Raw genomic sequence first — 21,484 nt, forward strand, 5'->3', positions numbered from 1 at the left:
CTTTTCTGTATTGTTACCCTCGTGGCCCCTTCGAGCAGAAGGATGCTTAGTTATTTGCTGCCGCTTGATTAGGAAATGATTGTTTCCTATAATGATGATATGAATCAAAAAACGGAAGTTCCTGTCGGCCCTGGTCGGCCTCGCGAGTTTGATACGGATGCAGCCCTGAACAAAGCAATCACTCGCTTTAGCGAGTATGGGTACCACGGCACCTCTATCTCGGACCTGAATGCATGCCTAGGGTTGACGTCGGGCAGCATCTACAAGGCATGGGGCGACAAGCGAGGGCTTTTTCTAGCAGCGCTTGATCGCTACATGACACAGCGCAGCGAGGCGATTGCTGCTTGCTTAGCGAGCGAGCGTTCCGGCAAGAAAAAAATCGAAACTTTACTCACTCAGTATGCCCTACTGAGTAGTGAGGGTACTGGTCGTACGGGATGCTTAGTCATCGAGAGTGCGGTTGAACTTTCTCTGGCCGACAACGAGATTTCCGATCTGATCGCTGCACAGCAGGCTAGGCAAGAAGAACAGCTCCTGCGTCTCATCGAAGAAGGACAGATGGACGGTTCCATTCGTACGAAGGTCAATGCCGCCAACATGGCGAAGCTCCTCCTGACACTTCAACAAGGTATGCGGATACTAGGGAAAACCGGATCAGAAACCAGCACTATGGTTGGAATGGTTGCCGAGTTAATGCGGCTGCTCTAAAAAATTTCACCAATTAGGAAACGTTCAATTCCATTTAAGGAGCAGTTATGAGTGTTCATTCAAGACAACCTGAGCATGTCGGTGCAGATTTCATGATGCGTACCGATTTCTGGCAACGATTTCGCCATGCGAGTACTCGGGTTGGTGACGTTAACCTTCACTACTTAGAGGGAGGCGAAGGCCCCCCCGTTCTGCTGATTCCGGGCTGGCCACAGAGCTGGTATGCATGGCGCTACGTGATGCCCCAGTTGGCTGACGCAGGTTATAGGGTCATTGCAGTCGATCCTCGGGGTATGGGGGAAAGTGACGCGCCAGTGGGTAGTTACGATATGGCCACAGTCTCCACTGAACTGCACCATTTTGCAGCGAAGATTGGGCTGTTCGAGAACGGACCAATCGACGTCGTCGGACACGACGTGGGCAGCTGGATCGCCTATGCATGGGCCGCTGACTGGCGCTCGGACATTCGTCGCGTCGCAATGTTTGACGCTCTAATACCCGGACTTTCAACCCCGCGCAGTGATCTGCCTGCCGAGGAGGCAAACCTGCGCAGTTGGCATTTTTCTTTCAACCAACTCGACGAACTTCCTCAGTTACTAATAGCCGGCCGCGAAGAGGTTTTTCTCACTTGGCTGTTTCGCGCGAAAGCACTTCAGCCCTGGACAATTACAGCCGAAGACATCGCGATCTACGCGCGTCAGCTTGCGGCTCCCGGTGCATTGCGAGCGGTGACTGGTTACTACCAGTCAGCACTTTCACCCACAGGAATTGCCGCAAACCGCCTTCGCGCTGAGAAGCGACTCGACATTCCAGTGCTGGCTGTAGGCGCAGAGCGAGGAGTCGGGGATCGTATCGTAGATGCATTGCAGTCTTTGGCGGAAGATGTGCAAGGTGACGTGATCTTGAACGCCGGACATTTCCTTCCAGAAGAAGCTTCAAATCACGTATCCGAGCTGCTGGTGGATTTTTTCGGCAAGCAGCAAGGGAAATAGCGATGTCTTGGTTCTTCTTTCTCCTCGCTATGACTGCCGGAGTAATGCTTCCCTTACAGGCGCTCGTCAATGCTCGCTTAGGACGCGCAATAGGAGGCCCTCTCTGGGCGGCAGCTCTCTCTGCATTGCTGGTGGCAGCGATACTCGCATGCGTCGCGCTCGCGTCCGGCAAAACATGGCCAAGACTATCGCAAATGACCGGTCTTCCTTGGTGGGCCTGGACCGGAGGGCTGTGCGGAGCTGTCGTGCTGTCTGCGACCACTGCCGTCGCTCCGCGCATAGGCGCTGCCAACATGATTGCGTTGGTCATGGCCGGGCAGGTGATCGCCGCTATGGCATTGGATCGACTTGGCTGGTTTGAGATGGCAGTACAACCCTTCAGCTTTCAGCGGACGACGGCAGCGGGTCTGCTTCTTGCCGGAGCAGTGTTAATGAGTGTTTAAAATTCCGCCAAGTCCGTTGGGAAATCTCTGCATAGCCCTCCCACGCATGTGCTTGCACATGCGTGCCTAGTTATTGTGTTGAACAACTCGGTTTGAACGCTTAGAAATGAGTCTGCTCAAGTTGCTTTAGGCAGTACAGGCGTTTCGAAGTCCCTATTGCCGGATTTTTCCAAATCAATCCTGGGTGATAATCAAAACCTCGCTTTTTAACGGAATCCATCAGTGACGACAGTTGCCTTCGTACCATTTCAGGATTTGGCCAAGACCTTGCTGGCTCATTCGAACGAGCCTAGTGGCGACGGATCCCATGACATCTCACATCTACAACGTGTCTGGAAGAACGCGGCGGCTATACATGCAGAGGAAGGCGGAGATGCCGAAGTGTTGTTTGCTGCAACGATACTCCACGACTGCGTATCGGTAGAGAAAAATTCACCATTGCGCGCGCATGCATCGCAACTATCAGCCGAAAAGGCTACTGAAATACTGACCACCCTCGATTGGCCGCAAACCAAGATTCAGGCAGTGGCGCATGCGGTGAAGACGCATAGTTTTTCCGCCGATCTCGTACCGACGACATTGGAGGCAAAAACGCTACAAGATGCTGATCGACTCGACGCGATCGGAATGTTAGGAGTGGCGCGATGCTTTTACGTCGCCGGCCGGATGGGCAGTGCTTTGTATAACCCGGCCGATCCACACGCATCGGAGCGGCCCCTTGATGACACGCGATACGCGATCGATCACTTCCGAACGAAGCTTTTAAAACTAGCGACGAATTTCCAAACGGCGACTGGCGCACGTATGGCCAAGATTCGGCATGACCGGTTGCAGCGATTTCTGGACGAATTCACAGACGAAATTTAATCCGCTGCGATAGCGGTCTCAATACCGCGCAATCTCTCCGTAAATTGCGACGACTTCTCGGCGCTATGTAACGTCGATTAAGAATATGCTGTAGGGGTTTGGTGGTGCGGAGTAGTGAGATAACAGCTCGCAGGCGATCACGACCCGAAGCGGACGATCAATAAAACAGCTGGCCGATTGATACGCGTTGGCTATGTGAGGTTTAAGCCACCATCCGACAGTAGGATCTCGCCCGTCAGGTAGTCTGAGGCGACCAGCATTGCAACAGCCTGCCCAATGTCTTCTGGGCTAGCCGCCCGACGCATGGGCGCCTGTTCTTTCCAAATTTGCTGTGCCTGCGTCCAGTCCGCTGTCATAGGCGTATCGACCAGGCCTGGTGCGACAGCGTTCACTCGGATATGCGGGGCAAGCGAAAGAGCAAGTAACCGGGTCACATGGTTTAACGCAGCCTTGGTCGCCGCGTAAGGAATGGACGCGCCCTTTGGTCTGACGCCAGCATGCGAACTAACATTAATGACGCAACCAGGCTTTCCTCGCGCAGCAGCATCACGGAGCGCAGATTCCGCATGCGCCACCAAACGAAATGGGGCAACGACATTTACTTCATGCAGTTCCTGCCACGCAGCTGGCGTGGCTGCCAACATATCAGCATGCGGGATTACGCGACTGACGCCAGCGTTATTGACCAACACGTCGAGCCGTCCCCACATGGCAATTGCTTCGCGGACGAGCCTCTGCCGGTCCGCCTCATTAGCCAGGTCGGCTTGCACATAAGCGGCCGTGGTTAACTCTCTGGCCAACGCATGTCCAGCATCGACTGAGCTGCGCGAATGCAAGATGATAGCGAATCCCTCGTTTGATAGCCGTCGAGCGATGGCGGCACCGATACCTGAAGTAGAACCGGTGACGAGAGCAACAGGACATGAGGACTTCATAGACGTATCGATATCAAGAGTAAAGGGCTATTCATCGTAGGCGTAGGACACAATTTGGCAGTTTAACTTGATGGCCGTTTTTGGCCGGGAGCCGTCAATCACCAAAGGCGGCTTGCGGCCAAAAACCGTCGTTGGCGTAATCAAGACGCAGACACTCAATGCAAAAGGTAAGCTGCGCCGGAGACGAAAGCGAGGGATCTTAGCTTCACCTTAACCATCCAGTTAGTGTGAAATCATCCATCATTCGTCTTGCCGCTAATGAGCGCAGCACCTACCTACCTGCTTTATATGCGCCAGAAATGCGGGACATTACGTGATCAAAGTTAAACGTTGAATCAAAGCGCGGTTCGAACGACCCTTGCTTGCCGTCAAAAACGTAGGTGGCACACATGCAGGTACCCTCAGGCTCCTCACAATCGTCGCAATTCGGATTACAGTATTCAATCATCTGGTCGATAGGATCCTCCCAGTAATCATAAGAGGGCATACTTTCGTCATGCGCGATGTGAATGTTTCCGCGCGCAAAATCCAGGACCTCGGAGTTATCATCGAAATTCCATCCTGAAAGTGCACGAATTGCCGGACGGAGGATCGACCGAGCATAGTCGAATCTATATCCATCAAGGAAACAAAGTACCCGCCCATCTTCTGGAGCAAGGCATTTGAATGAAATTGAACCGTATTGATCGACTATGTTCTTGTATCTCTTCTCGTCGAGTTGCACATGCTTGAGCGAGTTATTAATGGCGTCAATAAGTTCAAACTTCCTGTCGCGAAAGCGGGCTCCAGCTACTCCAAAGTGTTGGTCGAACTCTTTTACGAAGGCAGCGCGCCCTTCATTTAAGCCATCGGCTTTTCGGATTGCATGTATATAGTCAACGGCATGGGCGACAAATAGGTTTACTCCAAAGGCATCGTGCAAAGTAATAGAGTTATTGTTTATTTTGCTCAAGAATTCGGAGGCTACTGGGTGGAGTATACGCTCCATGTAAGCGCGGTAATTGCTGCATGCTTCCGTGAGTGTCGAGTTCATATATCTGAGTATCAAGCCTAATGTTGGCGGCGCGGGGCGGTATTGCGCCGGAGGCGGCCGCTGATTAGGCCTGTGAGCGAATTCGTTTAAGCACTATAGCCCACCCTCCGAGCAGGCTTATGCGCAATGAGTACGCATGTTTGTGAAATCGGCTTGTAGCTAGACTGAATGACTGCTTTAGGGCTTGCATCTGGATGGCGGCAATGGGTCGGAAACGATCTTCCAGCACCGACGGCTTCCAGCCAGAAACGGACGCTGTCCCTATGGCCAGAATATGACGTGGATTACCTTAGTCGTTACGATGCCCACTCCTTGAACCTGAGGGACGACATGCAGGCGCTTACCTATCGCATCACTAAACATACAATTCCCGGCTGGGTTCCCTTTCATCACAAGGAGCCTCGAGGAATCGCATATGAAACTGACACGCATTTCGTCCATTTCTTCGGCAAGGATAAAGGCTTGTGGGTAGTATCGACCGGCCTTACCGTCACTCAGGCCAAGTCAGGTACTCTCGGCGAATGGATAGATAGAACTTTTGGTGCGATTGACGTTGAGCCAATACATTGTGACGTCGGTCACACGGTCCACGGCGTTTGGCGACCAGGTTTGTACTACTCTGATGAAATCTTGCAGGGTCTGTCGGCAACCGTATACGATCTTCGCGTGGCAGAGCAGGCCCTTTTGCTGCTGATTCAACGACTGGATGAATTGCTCCACTTCGTTGAACCCTCGTCGAGCACGCTACAAACACATAGTCATAAAGCTCGAGAACTTCTGATCCTTGCATGCACAGAAGTGGAAAACGCATGGATGGAATATCTGCGGATTGCAAATGTTGCAACGCCCGCACGAGGGGATTTCAGAACGAATGATTACGTGAAACTGTTGGGACCGCTTCATCTTACCGAATACCAAATTTCGCTGCCACGATATGCAGCCGTAGCAGCGATATGCCCGTTCGATAGTTGGTCAGCAACGGCGCCGACAAAGTCTCTACCGTGGTACGACGCATACAACAAAACCAAACATGACCGGCGATCAAATTTCGCCGACGCGACTTTGTGGAACTGTCTACAAGCGGTAGCTGCGAATTTAGTGCTATTCAGCGTACGGTTTGGCCCGTTTCCTCTTTTTCACGGAGGCGGCACACTTGCGGCGTACTGCAACCAGCTATTCACGATCGAACTGAGAAACTGCTTGCCCTCATCTTTTTACGCACCCAAATTGAATCTTCCCTCTAATCAGCGCGAAGATCTCATCTGCTTCGGATCGCAGGAGCTGATAGAGCAGCGCATCGTTGATCCGTTGACGCTTTAAGCCAGTTATTCATTCGGGGGGAGAGGGGCTCGACCGGCCACAACGGGTCGAATGCCACCATCTATCCAGTATCACCTTTCGGCCATGAGCAGACGTAGACTCTCAGAAATTTCGAAAGAAAGATTCCGTAAATCCGTGCCCGCCAGCATGTCAATCTCGACCGGCAGTCGTGAACGAAATCAAGGCATCGGCCATTATGTTGCTCCAAGAATTTCCGTCTAATGGCGTCTTGATATCCAAATTAGCCAACTGAAACTGAAGTGCTACGGTCGTCAACGCGCAGATAAAACCATCTTGGGCCACGCCCGCTATATCAAAGCATCGAAATAGCCGGTCCACAGAGGGCGGGTGTGACTCTACTCTGCTATCTTTTCCTTGCGGTTCTTCCAAGAACTGTAGGGAGAGCAGCGCCACCGCCATGCCTAATTGCCGCTTCAAAAGAACGTCGTCATTTAGATTTTCGGAAAATATCCTCTTTGTTGCCTCGTCGTCCGCCGCTGTCTCCTCTTGAACGGAATAGGTAGTTTCGATCCCATGTCCCAGGCGGATGTGAGCAATTTCATGATGAATAATCCAGGCAATCGCGGACAAAAAAATCTGGTTAACTGAGTACGCTATGTCGGACTGAGCAGGATTTTTCTCTGGCTTCGGAAATTCCTCAGGCCATGGAGAGCCGCCGCCCTGGCGCATCCGGGCATGCGACCAATTCAACATATCTACCGCCTGAGATACTTGCGGAGAAGTGCGCAAGTCAATCGTTTCTTTCCCACCTGACTGGGCGCCCTGATATTCCTCAACAAGCGCCAAAACTAGAAATGAAAAACACCAGAGATATTCCATCGCAAAAACAGGAAGAGTTGCCTCTTTGGTGTCTATATCAACTCTAATGGTGCATCCGGAATCCGCAGATAGAACTAGGCCAAATTCCGCGACCCGTGGATCGTTTGCCAACTCCGTAGCCTTTTCCGGTGCAATTGCGAATGCGGCGCTAGCGATGGCGTCGTCGAGAAGAGCAATGGGAGAATATACTGGCTTAGTCATGCGTGTGATAAGAAAGTTATTGAAAGATGCAGCTCTTTATCGATTTAAAACAAAGCTCCCGGAATTTTATGCTGGCGCCAATTTAACTTAAGGCAGATAGGGGGCTGGTCATTACGTTCATGATTATCTCGCAAGCGGGAGCTAAGGTGAGTGCGCTCGATGATCCTCTGACCGAATCGCGCGGCACAGGCCATTGGAAATGACAGCTATGGGTCGATAGCTCGCCTTCATCAGCACCGGCTTCCCGCCAGCAACAGCCAGTGAGGTCGAGTGAAGGCAGAGCCATCAACGTTTGAGCTGTGCCGGGTTTCGCGATTTGACATTGAACCTCATCAAGTTTCTGCTTGGCTTAGCGAACATCGGCCGTGTAGCCAGGCAGATTCTTCCGATAGTTGCGTATGAGCTCGACTACACGCTCGACGGATAGCAGATAATCCTGTGCGGATTCAGGGGTGGGGATGACGTTGGCATGCGCCACTTGATTTCGCAGCTGTCGAAGACTCTGTATCAGTTGCCTGGTTCTGACTGGAAGCACGTCCGAACTCAGGATTGAGTTATAGACCTTTTGTTGACTCTCGAGTGGATCGACCACAAGTCCAGTCTGCCGCCCAAGCTTGTGCAGTTCTCCATCCAGTGTTGACCAACCTTCGATGATCGTTGCTGTTGGCTCAGATCTTGCCGTAAGCCACTTCGCCGCTGGGTCCTCAACGCTTGGTTTGGCTCCAGTTTGAGGGATCTCTGGGGTGGATTGCTTAGGGGCCAGATCAACCGTACTTTCGAGCACATGCTTTGTTGCTATCTCAAATTCCGCTTCCAATGGACCGGCTTTCACCTTGCGTAGCAATGGGATAAGGTGAAGTAGCTTCTTACGGAAGATGAGGCCAAGGAGAACACCCGCTACTGGCCATGCTAAAGAGTCGACTACCTTGCTGACGAACGTGAGCCAATCCATGATTCTCCACTTTACCGACAGTGTGTGATGTAGGCCTAATATCAAAGTGAGCTACGCCTAAAGCTAGACAAGCAGAGCGCTATGACGTCCCCGATCGACTTTTTAAATCTTATCGGCATGCCTCTTTCGAAGGTCGCCGACTCGGGTCATTCGGATGAGCTTAACAATGTCGGGATTTGGTGATAGCGCTTCTGCAATCTCAAATGCATCGCGCATCCCCGAAAACCCCTCTTGGTTTGCGGTCACTGTGTCTAGCGACTCGAACGTGCCGAATGTTCCCGACATCCCGCGCTCAGCCCATTTCGTCTGCGCTGTGAATGTGATCCAGTTCGGCAGTTTGTCTTGGAACATAGTCAGATCGAGGAAAAGGTTTGGGCCCTTGAAGCCTTTCTTCGCCCCCCCAGAATCCGCCAGATAGGCTTTAGTCATAGCGTAATTATGTTGGAGTTCGGGAGTTGAATCCGCATGATGCCGCACCTTAAGCGCGTGGTTAATTGCTTGCTCGGAGTCCATCGAGCCATCAGCAAGCTTCTCTTTGATTCTTTTGCCCTCACCACTTTGCAGGCGCGACGCGAAGCTGATGTTACGTCGAACACGGAAGCCAACGGCTAGAACTGCGCGAGCTCCGGGATACCCCGCCGAACGATCAACATCGTTGACTTCACGATGCAGGGCAATAGCGCGCTTAAGAAAGTCGAACGTGACTCCACTACTCCGCGGCGACATATCCCGAAAGACTATCGCTCCATCATTCATGACGAACGTCGGAAAGTGCCTGTTGGAGTGTTTCGTGATCAGGCGCTGGAACTCCACAATACGCGCAAGCGCGGCTTCGGACCGCTCGGAAGTCGGATCCCACTGTGCCGCTTCGAGAATGGAGCCATAACCTAGCAGATCAATCCAAAGTGACGCAGCAACTTCGATCTTTCGCTTTTCGCCCCTCGGTGCCTTCGCCATATGGAATATGAAACTTTAAGTAACGGAACGCACTATAACCCGAAAGGAGGCGGGGGTTAGATTCTCTAACGGCGTGGTTCTGTCAAGGCGCAAGCGGCGGCAAATCATTGACTATTTTGAGAACTAGCCCCCATCGTCAGCTTTGGGTCGAAAGCAGTCTTTCGCGACTGTCTGAATTCGACCCTCAAGAGACGTTCTGTTTATCTGACGGCTCCTTGATAACTGAATCTGAAGGTTCACTCTTAGATTTCTGCTGTTGCGATGCCATCACTTTTTTTGCTAGCTGCATATTGTCTTTAAATCGTTCGAACGACTGCCAAGCCAATTCAAGCTCTTTCTCTGTACTACATCTCGCCAGCTGGTTAGTCACTTCGACGATCGCTTCTAAGCACTGATCGTGTGGGGTCAGCAAGATTGATGCGATGTGATCTCGAACCGATTTTGACCTAGGTGTTTTCATTGCTTCTGCCATGGCCTCTGCTGTCCGCAATCCGGTGACGATGGTCATGATCCTCATGACGAGGCCGGAGTCCGGTATATCGAAAACTGGCAATGCAGTCAGCATCGCCCGTGCCTCTTGCAAATGGGTTTTTTCTAGTTCCCAAGTAATGTGATCGCCATATACCTTTCCTGCGACAGTGTGACAGCGCTGAGCTATCTCCATGAATAGAGCTCTCATGGCATACATTTTCCGTTGAAAGGAGAGGCGCTCTCTTTCTGCGGCACGTCGGATTTCATTTTGGCGCTGATATTGAACGACGCCAACCGCAGCCAAAATTGCGCCAATACTTCCTATCGCCTGTATCCACGCAGCCCATTGTTCCGCGTTAAGGCCGACATGGACGCCGACCGCAAAGAATCCAATGGATATGACACTAAACACGGCTATCGAAACGGCGGTTCGTTTTTCCACTGATTCCTCGATATTGCGAAGATGCTGATTACTCGCCTTCCGGCAGTAGGTGAGGAGTTCGCCACAATGCTTTGCAACTGCGCCCTATTGTTACCGATCTAGGGCCATCCATCTAAAGTCCGATTTGGCCGATTGCAGCCCGAGGCGGCTGCTCGCTAAAACCGACATAATGAGCAAACCACACTGAACAACACAACCCGACCGAACCCCAAGATGAAAAAACCCTCCGACTCACCAGAGGGTATATCAGCAAAATAAAATCAAAACCCACAGCTAAAAGGCATGCCACCGCTGCGAGTTCGTGTCGGGGGCTTCAGGGGCTTGGCGGGGCGGGCCTTTTGAGAAACGGGCAGCTCCGCGCAGCGGAGCCGAGGCCCCTGGTTGGGCCGAGCCGTTTCGATTAGGCCCGCCCCGCCAAGCCCCTGAAGCCCCCGACACGAACGCCTAAACAGCCAACCCTCTCAGCAAGAAAAAATCACCGCTGCAACAGCACTCACCCGTCAACAGCAGCCAAGATCTTCCCAAATAACGCATCCGCATGCGCCGAATCCAACCAGCGCACAATCACCACCATACGACGCTCAGGTTCCACCCACGTAAACGAGCTCCCTGCCCCCACGCCAAAGAAACTCGACGCCGGCACGCTGGGAAACATACGCTGGCCATCATTCAGCCAAATCAGATAACCGTAGTAAGCCGCCAACTCACTAGGCGTGCGCATTGCCTTTAGCCATTCCTTCGAAATCACCTGCCGACCATCCGCTGCCTGTCCGTTATTCAGCAGCATTTGACCCACCAGCGCCTGATCCTCGCTGCTGATCGACATACCTCCGCCCCAATGCGAACCGCCCGGCACCGACGGCATCAACTCGCCATCGATCTCGACCCAAGCATTGTCATAAGACACCCAATTCCACGAGTCGCTAGCACCAAGCGGACCCATGATCGCCTCGCGAAAAATCTCCGGCAGCGGCTTGCGAAACAGATGCAGCAACGCGTACGACAACTGATTAATCCGTACGTCGTTATATTCCCAATACGTCCCCGGCTTTTGCAGCGGTCGCGCATCGCCCTTCTTGCCCCCCGGGGGCGCACCGAACGTCACCGCGCGATAGCGATCCACCTGGTCCGGCACGCCAAAGCGCTCGCCCTCCCATTCACTCGTTTGCTGCAGCAGATGACGCCACGTAATCTGCGCGTTATTGCCCTCATCAAAACCAATACCCGGCACCCGCGCGCGCACGGGCTCATCGACATCCGGCAACAGGCCGCGGTCATGCGCCACACCTGCCACCAGCGCCAGATACATCTTGGCCACACTAAACGTCAGATCCGCACGCTGCGGCTCCCCCCACGACGCCACCGTCTTGCCATCGACCACCACCAGACCCGTATTCGGACCGCGATCGTGCACTGGCCCAAGCAGACGATTCCATGGCGGGGGGTCCCCCTGATGCACGCCCCATACACCATCGACCGAGCGGTCCCAGTTGCTCTCGTGTTCTTGTGCAAACTGGATGGCTTGCTGCATCAATGCGTCTTGCATGGAACCCCTCTTTGTAAAGGCGGGCGACCGGCGTGCTCGCCCATCGCGATTGGTATACCAAAATAGCGTTTCAACTAAATCATACGCAACACACTATAGACCGGCAACGGCTACGCAGATTTTCCCTATCATCGATAACCCGTAACGTTCCGGGCTAACAAGGCTTCTTTTGGGTATTCCCTCATAAAAAAAACCCAGCTCATTGCCTTATAGTGATCGCATAATCAAATACCATTTGGTATACCAACCAATGTAGAGCAGCGCTTTCCCCTTCGCCTAATGGCACGTATTTCGACGCCGGATCACCCCCGACGCCGGGCGTCTGGCAATCGTCTCAGCAATACCCGCAGTTTTCCGCTTAACCGATACGCTCACAGGAGCTCATCATGGCTGAACGTCGCGTTAGTTTCGCTGCACCGCTGGATTTTGTCTGTTCATCGTCCACTCGTCCCGGGTTGCCGCGCCTCAAGACATTGGCCACCGCCCTCTTGCTGGCTGGCTCCGTACTGGGCCTGCAGCCCGCCATCGCCGGCAAACAAGATGACACGCTGCGCATGGCCTACGACCAGGCCCCCGAGAGCGTCGACCCCTATTACAACAACGTACGTATCGGCGTCATCATCGCCGCCAACGTCTGGGACACGCTGCTGTATCGCGACCCATTGACCAACGAATACAAGGGTCAACTCGCCAAGAGCTGGAAACAGGTCGACGACAAGACCCTGGAATTCGAACTGCGCGAGGGCGTGAAATTTCATAACGGCGAAGAGTTTGACGCCGACTCGGTGGTCTACACCCTGAACTTCGTGTCCGACCCGAAAAACAAAGCCACCACCCAACAAAACGTCCGTTGGATCGACAAGGTCGAAAAACTGGGCAAGTACAAAGTACGGATCACCACCAAAGAGCCTTTTCCCGGCGCCAAGGAATACCTGTCCACGACCGTGGCCATCCACCCCGCCAAGTACTACGCCGAAGTCGGCCCGCAAGGTATGAACGCCAAGCCGGTCGGCACCGGCCCCTACAAAGTCGTGGAATACATCCCCGGCAAATCCATCACGCTGGAAGCCAACAAAGACTATTTCAAAGACTCGCCCAAGGCCCAGCCCAAGATCGGTAAAGTCGAGATCCGTTTTATCCCCGATCGCCAGACCCAGATGGCCGAGGTGATCTCGGGCGGCGAAGACTTCATCATGCATGTGCCCAAAGATCAAGCCGAGCAACTGAAGTCCATGCCGCAATTGCAGGTCAAGAGCGGGAACACGATGCGTATCGTGTTCATCAATATCAACAGCCTCGACAACACGCCGACCCCGCAACTCAAGGACGAACGCGTACGCAAAGCCATTGGACACGCTATCGACCGCGAAGCCATCGTCAAAAACATCGTGGGCGAAGGCGCCGAAGTCCTGAACACCATCTGCACGCCGTCCCAAGTCGGCTGCACCGACGAGGGCGCCCCGGTCTACAAATACGACCCCGCGTTATCAAAGAAGCTGCTGGCTGAAGCCGGCTATCCGGATGGGTTTGAAACAAGCATCGTCGCCTATCGCGAACGCAACCAGACCGAAGCCATCATCAACTACCTGCAGGCCGTCGGCATACGCGCCAAGCTGAACTACTTGCAATACGCCGCCATGCGCGACCTGATCCGCGAGGGCAAAGCCTCGTTGACCCACCAGACCTGGGGATCGAACCTGGTCAATGACGTCTCGGCCTCGACGCCGGTGTACTTCTCGTTCGGCCACGACGATATCACCCGCGATCCCAAGGTACGCGAACTCCTGGACAAGGGCGACACCACCATCGACAGCAAGGCACGCAACGCGGCCTACAAGGAAGCGCTGACAATGATCGCCGAGCACGCGTACGCGGTCCCCCTCTGGTCGCTGCCGGTGTATTACGTCGCCAGCAAGGACGTGGAGTTCAAGGCCTATCCCGATGAACTGGTTCGTTTTTGGGAAATGAGCTGGAAGTAAACCCAACCGCCCATTCGGCCACGCGGCAGCACACGGAGCGTCACTATGCTTGCATTCATGATCCGGCGGTTAGGACTCGCGGTATTGGTCGCCCTGACCGTTTCCGTCCTGGCCTTTATGCTGCTGCATCTGTCGGGAGATCCGGCGGTAGCCCTGGCGGGCGAAGGCGCCCGCCAGGCCGACATCGACATGGTGCGCCAAACCTACGGGCTGGATCGCCCTGTCGTCGTCCAATATGCCGACTGGCTCTGGCACATCGTCAACGGCGAGTTCGGTAACTCGGTTTATTTCAAGACCGCGGCGGGGCCGCTGATCCTGTCCAAGCTGAAAACCACACTGATGCTGGGGCTCGGTGCCCTGGGCGTGGCCTTGCTCATCTCCATCCCGCTTGGCGTGATTGCCGCGCTCTACAAGGGCAGCATTGCGGATCGCATCTGTTTGGCTGTGGCCGTCCTGGGCCAGGCATTGCCGAACTTTTTCTTTGCCCTGATGCTGATCATGCTCTTTTCGATCTCGCTGCGGATCTTGCCCGTATCGGGCAGCGGCACGTGGCAGCACTTTGTAATGCCGGCTATTGCACTGGGCTACTACGTCGCGCCCGCGTTCATGCGACTGATCCGCGCCGGCATGATCGAAGTGCTGGCGGCGGATTACATTCGTACGGCGCGCGCCAAAGGATTGCCCGCGGGCAAGGTCATTTTCAAGCACGCCCTGCGTAACGCCATCGTTCCCGTCGTCGCGCTGGCCGCGGTGCAACTGGGCTACTTGCTGGGTGGCTCGGTGGTGATCGAGACGGTCTTCGCCCTGGATGGTCTGGGCTATCTCGCTTATCAAAGCATCACCTTCAAGGACTTTCCCGTCATGCAATTGATTGTGCTGTTGCTGTCCGTGCTGTACGTCTTGCTGACCCTCGTGTCCGACATCGCCAACGCGTGGCTGGACCCACGCATCCGGGTGTCGTAAATCATGGCGCTCTCACCCTCGACCCTCATCGCGGAAGCTCCTCCGGTCACCGTGACCGCCTCGGCCTTGAAATGGCGCCGGGCGCGTAAGAACAAGGCCTTGATGGTCGGCGGCGGCATCTTGCTGCTGATCGTACTGATCGCCCTCCTGGCGCCCTGGATCTCGCCGCACGACCCTTATTTTCAGGATCTGGCCTATCGCACCGCTCCGCCTGTGTGGTACGAGAAAGGCACGTGGTTGCATCCCCTGGGCACCGACCAGTTGGGTCGCGACTACATGTCACGACTGTTTTACGGCGCGCGGATATCACTATTGATCGGCATCAGCGTCGCCGTGATCTCGGGCTTGATCGGCACCGCGATCGGCATGGCCGCCGGCTATTTTGGCGGACGCGTCGACATGGTCGTGTCCTTTCTCGTCACGACGCGCCTGTCCATGCCGGTGATCCTCGTCGCGCTGGCCACCGTCGCTATCGTCGGCGGATCGCTCTGGGTCGTGGTCCTGGTACTGGGGTTATTGAAATGGGATCGCTTCGCCGTCGTCATGCGTAGCGCCACGCAGCAGGTTCGCTCGCTGGAATATGTCTCGGCCGCACAAGCGGCCGGCGCCTCGACCTGGCGCATCGTGCGTGGCGAGGTTCTGCCCAATGTCGTGCCGCACCTGATCGTGATCGCCACCCTCGAGGCCGCCAGCGCCATTCTGCTGGAGGCCTCCCTGTCTTTTCTGGGTCTAGGCGTGCAGCCGCCATTGCCCTCGTGGGGCCTGATGATCTCCGAGGCCAAGGCCTATATGTTCTTTTCGTTCTGGCTGATCGCCATTCCGGGCAGTGCCCTGGCGCTGCTGATTTTCGCCATCAACCTGGCCGGCGATGGCCTGCATCAATGGCTGACGCCCGAGGACAAAGCCTGACATGAGCGACTCCGATATTGTGCTGGACGTACAAGACCTGCGTGTCGACATCGACACGCCCCGCGGCGCACTGCATGCCGTGCGCGGTATCTCGTTCCAGGTGCGGCGCGGTGAAACCCTGTGCCTGGTCGGCGAATCCGGTTGCGGCAAATCCATGACCTCGCTGGCGATCATGGGCCTGCTGCCTCGTACCGCCAAGCGCAGTACCTCGCGTCTGGCCGTCCTGGGCGAAGACCTCTCGCGCGCCAGTCGTGGACGCATCAACACGCTGCGCGGCAACAAAATGGCCATGATCTTTCAAGAACCCATGACCGCGCTGAACCCCGCCTACACCATCGGTGATCAACTTACCGAACACTATCGCCACCATCGCCACGCCAGTGCCGCTCAGGCCCGCGACCGGGCCATCGAGCTATTGGAAAAAGTCGGCATCGCGTCGGCCGGACAACGCCTGGGTCAATACCCCCATCAGTTGTCTGGCGGCCTGCGTCAGCGCGTCATGATTGCCATGGCGCTCATGTGCGGCCCCGAGCTCCTGATCGCAGATGAACCCAGCACCGCGCTGGACGTCACCATCCAGGCGCAGATCTTGCGCCTGTTGGCCGACCTGCAGGCTGAACTCGGCATTGCCATGGTGTTGATCACTCACGATCTGGGCGTGGTAGCGCGCACCGCCCGTCAAGTCGCCGTGATGTATGCCGGCCAGATCGTCGAGCAAGGTCCCGTCGCCGATCTTTTCGCGGCGCCGCGCCATCCCTATACCGAAGGCCTGCTGGCCTGTATTCCCGTACCCGGACGCACGCCGCCCGGTACGCCATTGGGCACTATCCCTGGCGTGGTACCCAGTCTGGTGGGCGACCTGCAGGGCTGTTCGTTCCACGACCGCTGCCCTCATGCCGAGCCCGACTGTCTGCAAACCATTCCCCTGCATCAGTCGCCCCATCGCCAATGGCGTTGTATTCGTACGGAGGCCCATTGATGCCACCCTTGCTTCAGGCACAAGACGTCAGCCGCAGCTTCACCGTCAAAACCGGCATGTTCCAGCCGCGCCGCACCCTGCACGCCGTCAACAGCGTGGATCTCGATGTGGAACGCGGCGGCGTGCTGGGCATCGTGGGCGAATCCGGTTGCGGTAAATCCACCCTGGCACGCGTCCTGCTGGGACTAATACCCGCCACCCAAGGCAGCGTCACCATCGAGGGCCAGGACATTCACGCCCTGACCCGGCGCGAACTCGCCCGTCGCGTGCAGCCTGTCTTTCAAGACCCCTACTCCTCGCTGAACCCCCGGCGCACCATCGCCTCGATCGTGTCGCTACCCCTCGAAGTCCAGGGCATCGCCAACCCGCGCCAACACAAAGCCATCGACATGCTCGAGCGGGTAGGCCTGCCCGCCCGGTTCGCCGATAACACACCGGGTCAGCTTTCCGGTGGCCAGCGCCAACGCGTCGCCATTGCGCGGGCGCTGGTCATGAATCCCGAGATCGTCATCTGTGACGAGCCGACCTCCGCGCTGGATGTATCCGTGCAGGCGCAGATCATGAATCTGTTGATGGCGCTACAAAAAGAGTTCAACCTGACGTACGTGTTCATCAGCCACAACCTGGCTGTCGTCGAGCACATCGCAACGCATGTCTCCGTGATGTATCTCGGTCGCGTCGTCGAGTCCGCGCCCGCCGCCGAACTTTTTCATCAACCGCGCCATCCCTACACCCAGGCCCTGCTCGCCTCAGTGCTCACGCCCGAACCCGGCCTGGGTATCCCCGATATGGGTCTGGGGTTATCCTTTCCCGATCCGATCAATCCCCCGTCGGGCTGTCCGTTTCACCCACGCTGCAAGCACGCTATGCCGCAGTGCCAGCAACAGCGACCCGTCCTGCAAGTCCAAGGCCGGGCGCAAGTCGCTTGCCATCTTTACCCGTCGTCGAACATCGAAGGAACACCGACACCATGAGCCGCACACAAGCCATTGCCAACGCCGAGCACTGTTTTGATTCAGGCGCCTTTCGTTCCGTGATCGCCCGCCGCGTGGCGATCCCCACCGAAAGCCAGAATCCCGAGCGCGCCGACATGCTGGCCCGCTACTTGGCCGCCGAAATGCAGCCCGCCTTCGAGGCCATGGGCTTTACCTGTGAAACGCTCACCCACGACAAAGCGCGCGCGCCGTTTCTCTATGCCGAGCGCATCGAAGACCCCGCCTTGCCCACGGTGTTGGGCTATGGTCACGGCGATGTGATCCGCGGACTCGAACCGGAATGGCACGAAGGCCTCTCGCCCTGGGAGCTTACCGAGCGGGACGGTCGCTGGTATGGGCGCGGCATTGCCGACAACAAGGGGCAGCACAGCATCAACATGGAAGCCCTGCGCCTCGTACTCGAAACACGCGGCAAGCTCGGCTTTAACGTCAAATACCTGATCGAAATGGGTGAGGAAACCGGCTCGCCCGGCCTGCGCGAACTATGCGAACAGCACAAAGACCGTTTTCGCGCCGACCTGCTCATTGCCTCGGACGGCCCTCGACTCAGTCCCCAGCGCCCCACCGTCTTTCTCGGTGCACGTGGCAGCCTGAATGTGGATCTCACCATCGAGGCACGCGACGGTGGCCATCACTCCGGCAACTGGGGCGGCCTGATCTCGAATCCCGGCATTCAATTGGCGCACGCCATCGCCTCGATCTCGTCGTCCTCGGGCCAGATACGCATCCCCGAATGGGTGCCGGCCGAGCTACCCGCCTCCGTGCGTCGTGCCCTGGCCGACTGCGAAGTCGACGGCGGCGCCGACGGCCCCACTATCGAACCCGACTGGGGCGAGCCCGGCCTGTCTCCTGCCGAGCGTGTCTTTGGCTGGTGCTCCTTCGAGGTCCTCGCCTACAAGACCGGCAATCCCGACACGCCCGTCAACGCCATCCCGCCGCGTGCCTGGGCGCGTTGCCAGTTGCGCTTTGTCGTGGGCGTCGATCCCGACGGCCTCCTGCCCGCCCTGCGCCGTCACCTGGATCGCCAGGGCTTTCCGATGGTCAAGATCCAGACCACGCGCGAAACCATGTTCAAGGCCACGCGTATCGACCCCGAAGACCCCTGGGTCAAATGGGCTGTCGCGTCGCTCGGACAAACCAGTGGCAAAAAAATCGCCATCCTGCCGAACCTGGGCGGCTCCCTGCCCAACGACATTTTTACCGATGTCCTGGGCCTGAAGACCGTCTGGGTTCCTCACTCGTACCCCGGCTGCTCGCAGCACGCGCCCAACGAGCATTTACCGCCCGAACTGCTGCGTGAAGCACTCACGCTGATGACCGGGCTGTACTGGGATCTGGGAGACGGCGGCACGCCTGCCCGCCAATCAACCTAAGCCGGCTTCGGCCCCGAATCCCCGGGGGCCTTGGGATCCACGCCGTCGGTCGATGCGCCCTCGGCGTCCGGGTCCTCGACCACCCGGTCCAGTTCATTACCCAGCACGTCTTCCGATCCCTCGCCCTGCTCTTTCGACAACTGGCGCCGCGTGTGACCCGCCGCGCGCGCATTGTGCGTCGCGGGGCGTTCAGTCTGCATGAATACATTGGCCGGCGGCGCATAGCCGTTCTTGTCTTGGCCAAAGTACATCACGGTGTGCGGGTACGGGATCTCGATGCCGGCGGCATTGAAGTGTTTCTTGACCAGGCGGTTGTAGCCGCGCTGTATCGCCCACTGCATCCCCGGCGTCGTCTTGATCAGCACACGGATCGTCGCGCCCTTTTCGTTCAGCGCCGTCACGCCCGGGATACTGATATCCTCCAGCACCTCGGCGGCCAGCAGCTCGTCTTGCATCATCTCGTCAAACGCATGACGCAAGTGCTGTACGGCATCGTCCACGCTCTCTCGATGCGAGATCGTGTATTCGCCCAAGTGATACGAAAAATCGCGCATGTGGTTCGACACCACATCCACCGACGAAAACGGAATCAGGTGATAACCGCCATCCAGCGTACGGATACCCACCGAGCGGATCGTGATCTTTTCCACCGTGCCAAAAATCCCGGCGACCTGAACCACGTCATTCTGGTTCATGCCATTTTCGAGCTGGATAAAAATCCCGGTAATGATGTCCTGCACCAGTTTCTGCGACCCGAAACCAATCGCCAGGCCTACCACCCCGGCGCCCGCGATCAACGGGGCGATATCCACGCCGATCTGCGACAGCACCACCATCACCGTCATGGTAAGGATCAAAATCAGCGCCGCATTGCGAAACAGCGCCAGCAATGTGCGCTCGCGCGCCGTCGGCACCGCAGTGCCCTCTTGCATACTGAGCCGGTGTTCAATGATGCTGGCGATCACCGTCCAGGCAATCGCGGCGACCACGAGCACAATCGCCACATTGACCACCACCCGCACCGCCGCCGTTCCCGCCGGCGACACGATCCAGTTCGACAGATCAAACACCCGCCACGCATCCAGCACAAACAGCACGACCACGATACGCACTAATATCCCGAAACCCCGCAGGGTCGCCGGCACATAAGCATTCACCCGCGCCTCGAGCATAGGCAACTTGCGGCGCAGGTCTTCGGGCAAACGGATAGGACGCGACAACAGGCCGGCCAACACCAGGATGATCGAGGTCCCCACCCCGATCGCGATCGCCGACTGCACCGTGGCCTTGACCATGAACGGCAGGGCCTCATCGGTATCGACCTGACTGACCACCAGCAGCACCGTGAAATAGCCTATCGCCAGCAAATGCCAGGTGCGCGCCAAGAGGCGCAACCCCGTCCCGAACGAGCCGATCGACATGCGCTGCGCACGCTGCCTCAGATGATCCCGCAAAACAAAGCGGTTGCGCCAGATAATGTGTACGGCATAGACATAGGCCGTCACCATGATAATCAGCCCCATCAGCTTGCCGAGTGCCGGCGACAGCAGAGACTGCGCCAGCGGCTCTACCACCAACAAGCCATAGCCAATAACGGCCGCGATATTACCCAGCCGCGCGTTCCAATAGCTGGCCACATCGTCGGCCATCGTAAACAGACGCAACGTTGGGTAACGCGTCGAAAACACGCCGCGGATCAAGGCCCGCGTGACCCCCACCGCCACAAACGCATTCACAAATAGCGACTGGGCGGTCGTGATCCCGCCACGCGGCTCGGCCACCGTCATCGCCATCCCATACCCTGCCAGACCGGCGAGCAGCACAATGACCAGATCAATCAGCAACGCGCCGAACATCGCGCCAGCACGGCGAACCACCACGATCCCGGCCTTTGCGCGCAACGGCCCCTGAATCGGCGGCGGCGGCGGTTGCGCCGCCCAACGGTCAATCCGGGCATAGGCATAGGACGCGATCGCGCGCAGCACACCAAACACCACCACGCTCGTCGCCGCAACAATGGCCAGGCCCAATAGCGTTGATATCAGCCGCTCGCGTCTCCCGGGGTCCATCCCCTGGCCCCCCAGCACGCCTCGTAGCTCATCCACCGCGGTCTGGGCATTCGTGCTCATGTCCGCGACAAAGTCCTGCGTACCCTGGGCGATACGCGTTGGCAGCGACGGCTGCGCCGCCGCCTCCTGTTCAGCATTGGCGGACGCCGCCGGGGCAGCCTGCGTCCGTAATTGTTCAATCAGCTTGTCGCGAGTCGCCGGATCGGCCAGCATATCCGCCAGGGCGGCGGGGGTCAGCTCCGTCGCAGGCGTCGCCTTGGCCGGACTCTCGGCCGCCGGTTTCGCCGCCGACAGCCCCGGGAGCGTCACCGCCTGCGCGGCATTGCCCAGGCCCACGATCCACAACAAACCCACGGCGCAGCATAGCTGCACCAACCAGGGTATGACCCACCGTGCGCGCGATAGCGCCGGATTATTGTTCATATCCAGGAATGGGGTGGTGCGGACGTGCGAACCCACGTGGCGGTCTCCTTAATGAGACGGTGTGCGGCCACTGACGCGCCGGCCGCA

19 protein-coding genes are annotated in these 21,484 nt (G+C 56.9%); 11 read left to right on the forward strand and 8 right to left on the reverse strand.

The window, feature by feature from the left end; translation table 11 throughout:
- The first annotated feature begins 75 nt into the window (after window positions 1–75).
- The 4 genes from ACYVDM_RS13660 (at window position 76) to ACYVDM_RS13675 (ending at window position 3,010) form a co-directional block, all read left to right on the forward strand.
- A complete protein-coding gene (locus tag ACYVDM_RS13660) occupies window positions 76–708 on the forward strand; it encodes a TetR/AcrR family transcriptional regulator (protein WP_415784916.1) in 633 nt (210 codons plus the stop codon).
- Window positions 709–755: 47 nt separating this feature from the next.
- On the forward strand, window positions 756–1,700 hold the full coding sequence (locus ACYVDM_RS13665; RefSeq protein ID WP_415784914.1) for an alpha/beta fold hydrolase: 945 nt from the start codon (window positions 756–758) through the stop codon (window positions 1,698–1,700).
- Between the two features lie 2 nt (window positions 1,701–1,702).
- The gene (locus ACYVDM_RS13670; protein ID WP_415784912.1) at window positions 1,703–2,143 is read left to right on the forward strand and encodes a DMT family transporter; all 441 of its coding nucleotides are present in this window, start codon (window positions 1,703–1,705) and stop codon (window positions 2,141–2,143) included.
- 222 nt (window positions 2,144–2,365) lie between these two features.
- Window positions 2,366–3,010: an HD domain-containing protein gene (locus ACYVDM_RS13675; RefSeq protein WP_415784910.1), complete on the forward strand. Its 645-nt coding sequence runs from the start codon at window positions 2,366–2,368 to the stop codon at window positions 3,008–3,010.
- Between the two features lie 191 nt (window positions 3,011–3,201).
- Here the strand turns inward: ACYVDM_RS13675 and ACYVDM_RS13680 are convergent, their stop codons facing one another.
- Both ACYVDM_RS13680 and ACYVDM_RS13685 read right to left on the reverse strand, forming a co-directional pair.
- Window positions 3,202–3,945, reverse strand: coding sequence for an SDR family NAD(P)-dependent oxidoreductase (locus ACYVDM_RS13680; protein ID WP_415784908.1), 744 nt, complete (start codon window positions 3,943–3,945; stop codon window positions 3,202–3,204).
- A 271-nt stretch (window positions 3,946–4,216) separates the two neighbouring features.
- A complete protein-coding gene (locus ACYVDM_RS13685; protein ID WP_415784906.1) occupies window positions 4,217–4,978 on the reverse strand; it encodes a hypothetical protein in 762 nt (253 codons plus the stop codon).
- A gap of 168 nt (window positions 4,979–5,146) precedes the next feature.
- Between ACYVDM_RS13685 and ACYVDM_RS13690 the strand changes: the two genes are divergently transcribed.
- Window positions 5,147–6,298 carry a hypothetical protein gene (locus tag ACYVDM_RS13690; protein ID WP_415784904.1) on the forward strand — a complete coding sequence of 384 codons (1,152 nt, stop codon included), beginning with the start codon at window positions 5,147–5,149 and terminating at the stop codon, window positions 6,296–6,298.
- A 150-nt stretch (window positions 6,299–6,448) separates the two neighbouring features.
- Here the strand turns inward: ACYVDM_RS13690 and ACYVDM_RS13695 are convergent, their stop codons facing one another.
- From ACYVDM_RS13695 to ACYVDM_RS13715, 5 genes are all read right to left on the reverse strand, one after another.
- A complete protein-coding gene (locus ACYVDM_RS13695; protein ID WP_415784902.1) occupies window positions 6,449–7,339 on the reverse strand; it encodes a phage exclusion protein Lit family protein in 891 nt (296 codons plus the stop codon).
- A gap of 349 nt (window positions 7,340–7,688) precedes the next feature.
- On the reverse strand, window positions 7,689–8,291 hold the full coding sequence (locus ACYVDM_RS13700) for a hypothetical protein (RefSeq protein WP_415784900.1): 603 nt from the start codon (window positions 8,289–8,291) through the stop codon (window positions 7,689–7,691).
- 102 nt (window positions 8,292–8,393) lie between these two features.
- Complete coding sequence (locus ACYVDM_RS13705; RefSeq protein WP_415784898.1) at window positions 8,394–9,248, reverse strand: hypothetical protein; 855 nt, start codon at window positions 9,246–9,248, stop codon at window positions 8,394–8,396.
- A 184-nt stretch (window positions 9,249–9,432) separates the two neighbouring features.
- Window positions 9,433–10,161 (reverse strand): hypothetical protein, encoded by a 729-nt coding sequence (locus ACYVDM_RS13710; protein WP_415784896.1) that lies wholly within the window; start codon window positions 10,159–10,161, stop codon window positions 9,433–9,435.
- 493 nt (window positions 10,162–10,654) lie between these two features.
- Complete coding sequence (locus ACYVDM_RS13715; RefSeq protein WP_415793509.1) at window positions 10,655–11,707, reverse strand: serine hydrolase domain-containing protein; 1,053 nt, start codon at window positions 11,705–11,707, stop codon at window positions 10,655–10,657.
- A 386-nt stretch (window positions 11,708–12,093) separates the two neighbouring features.
- On the opposite strand from ACYVDM_RS13715, the gene ACYVDM_RS13720 reads away from it, so the two are divergent.
- The 6 genes from ACYVDM_RS13720 to ACYVDM_RS13745 are packed head-to-tail and all read left to right on the forward strand — an operon-like array spanning window position 12,094 to window position 18,905.
- Window positions 12,094–13,686 (forward strand): ABC transporter substrate-binding protein, encoded by a 1,593-nt coding sequence (locus ACYVDM_RS13720; RefSeq protein WP_415793507.1) that lies wholly within the window; start codon window positions 12,094–12,096, stop codon window positions 13,684–13,686.
- A 45-nt stretch (window positions 13,687–13,731) separates the two neighbouring features.
- Window positions 13,732–14,649: an ABC transporter permease gene (locus ACYVDM_RS13725; RefSeq protein ID WP_415793505.1), complete on the forward strand. Its 918-nt coding sequence runs from the start codon at window positions 13,732–13,734 to the stop codon at window positions 14,647–14,649.
- Between the two features lie 3 nt (window positions 14,650–14,652).
- On the forward strand, window positions 14,653–15,558 hold the full coding sequence (locus ACYVDM_RS13730; RefSeq protein WP_415793504.1) for an ABC transporter permease: 906 nt from the start codon (window positions 14,653–14,655) through the stop codon (window positions 15,556–15,558).
- A gap of 1 nt (window position 15,559) precedes the next feature.
- Entirely contained in the window at window positions 15,560–16,537 is a 978-nt protein-coding gene (locus tag ACYVDM_RS13735) for an ABC transporter ATP-binding protein (protein WP_415793503.1), read from the forward strand.
- A complete protein-coding gene (locus ACYVDM_RS13740) occupies window positions 16,537–17,511 on the forward strand; it encodes an ABC transporter ATP-binding protein (RefSeq protein WP_415793502.1) in 975 nt (324 codons plus the stop codon). The genes ACYVDM_RS13735 and ACYVDM_RS13740 overlap by 1 nt, the downstream gene beginning before the upstream one ends.
- A complete protein-coding gene (locus tag ACYVDM_RS13745; RefSeq protein WP_415793501.1) occupies window positions 17,508–18,905 on the forward strand; it encodes a M20 family metallopeptidase in 1,398 nt (465 codons plus the stop codon). Before ACYVDM_RS13740 ends, ACYVDM_RS13745 begins: the two co-directional genes overlap by 4 nt.
- Here ACYVDM_RS13745 and ACYVDM_RS13750 read toward each other — a convergent pair.
- The gene (locus ACYVDM_RS13750; RefSeq protein WP_415793500.1) at window positions 18,902–21,433 is read right to left on the reverse strand and encodes a mechanosensitive ion channel domain-containing protein; all 2,532 of its coding nucleotides are present in this window, start codon (window positions 21,431–21,433) and stop codon (window positions 18,902–18,904) included. The two genes, ACYVDM_RS13745 and ACYVDM_RS13750, sit on opposite strands and share 4 nt — an antisense overlap.
- Window positions 21,434–21,484 lie beyond the last annotated feature (51 nt).

This window comes from Bordetella tumulicola (assembly GCF_054779135.1).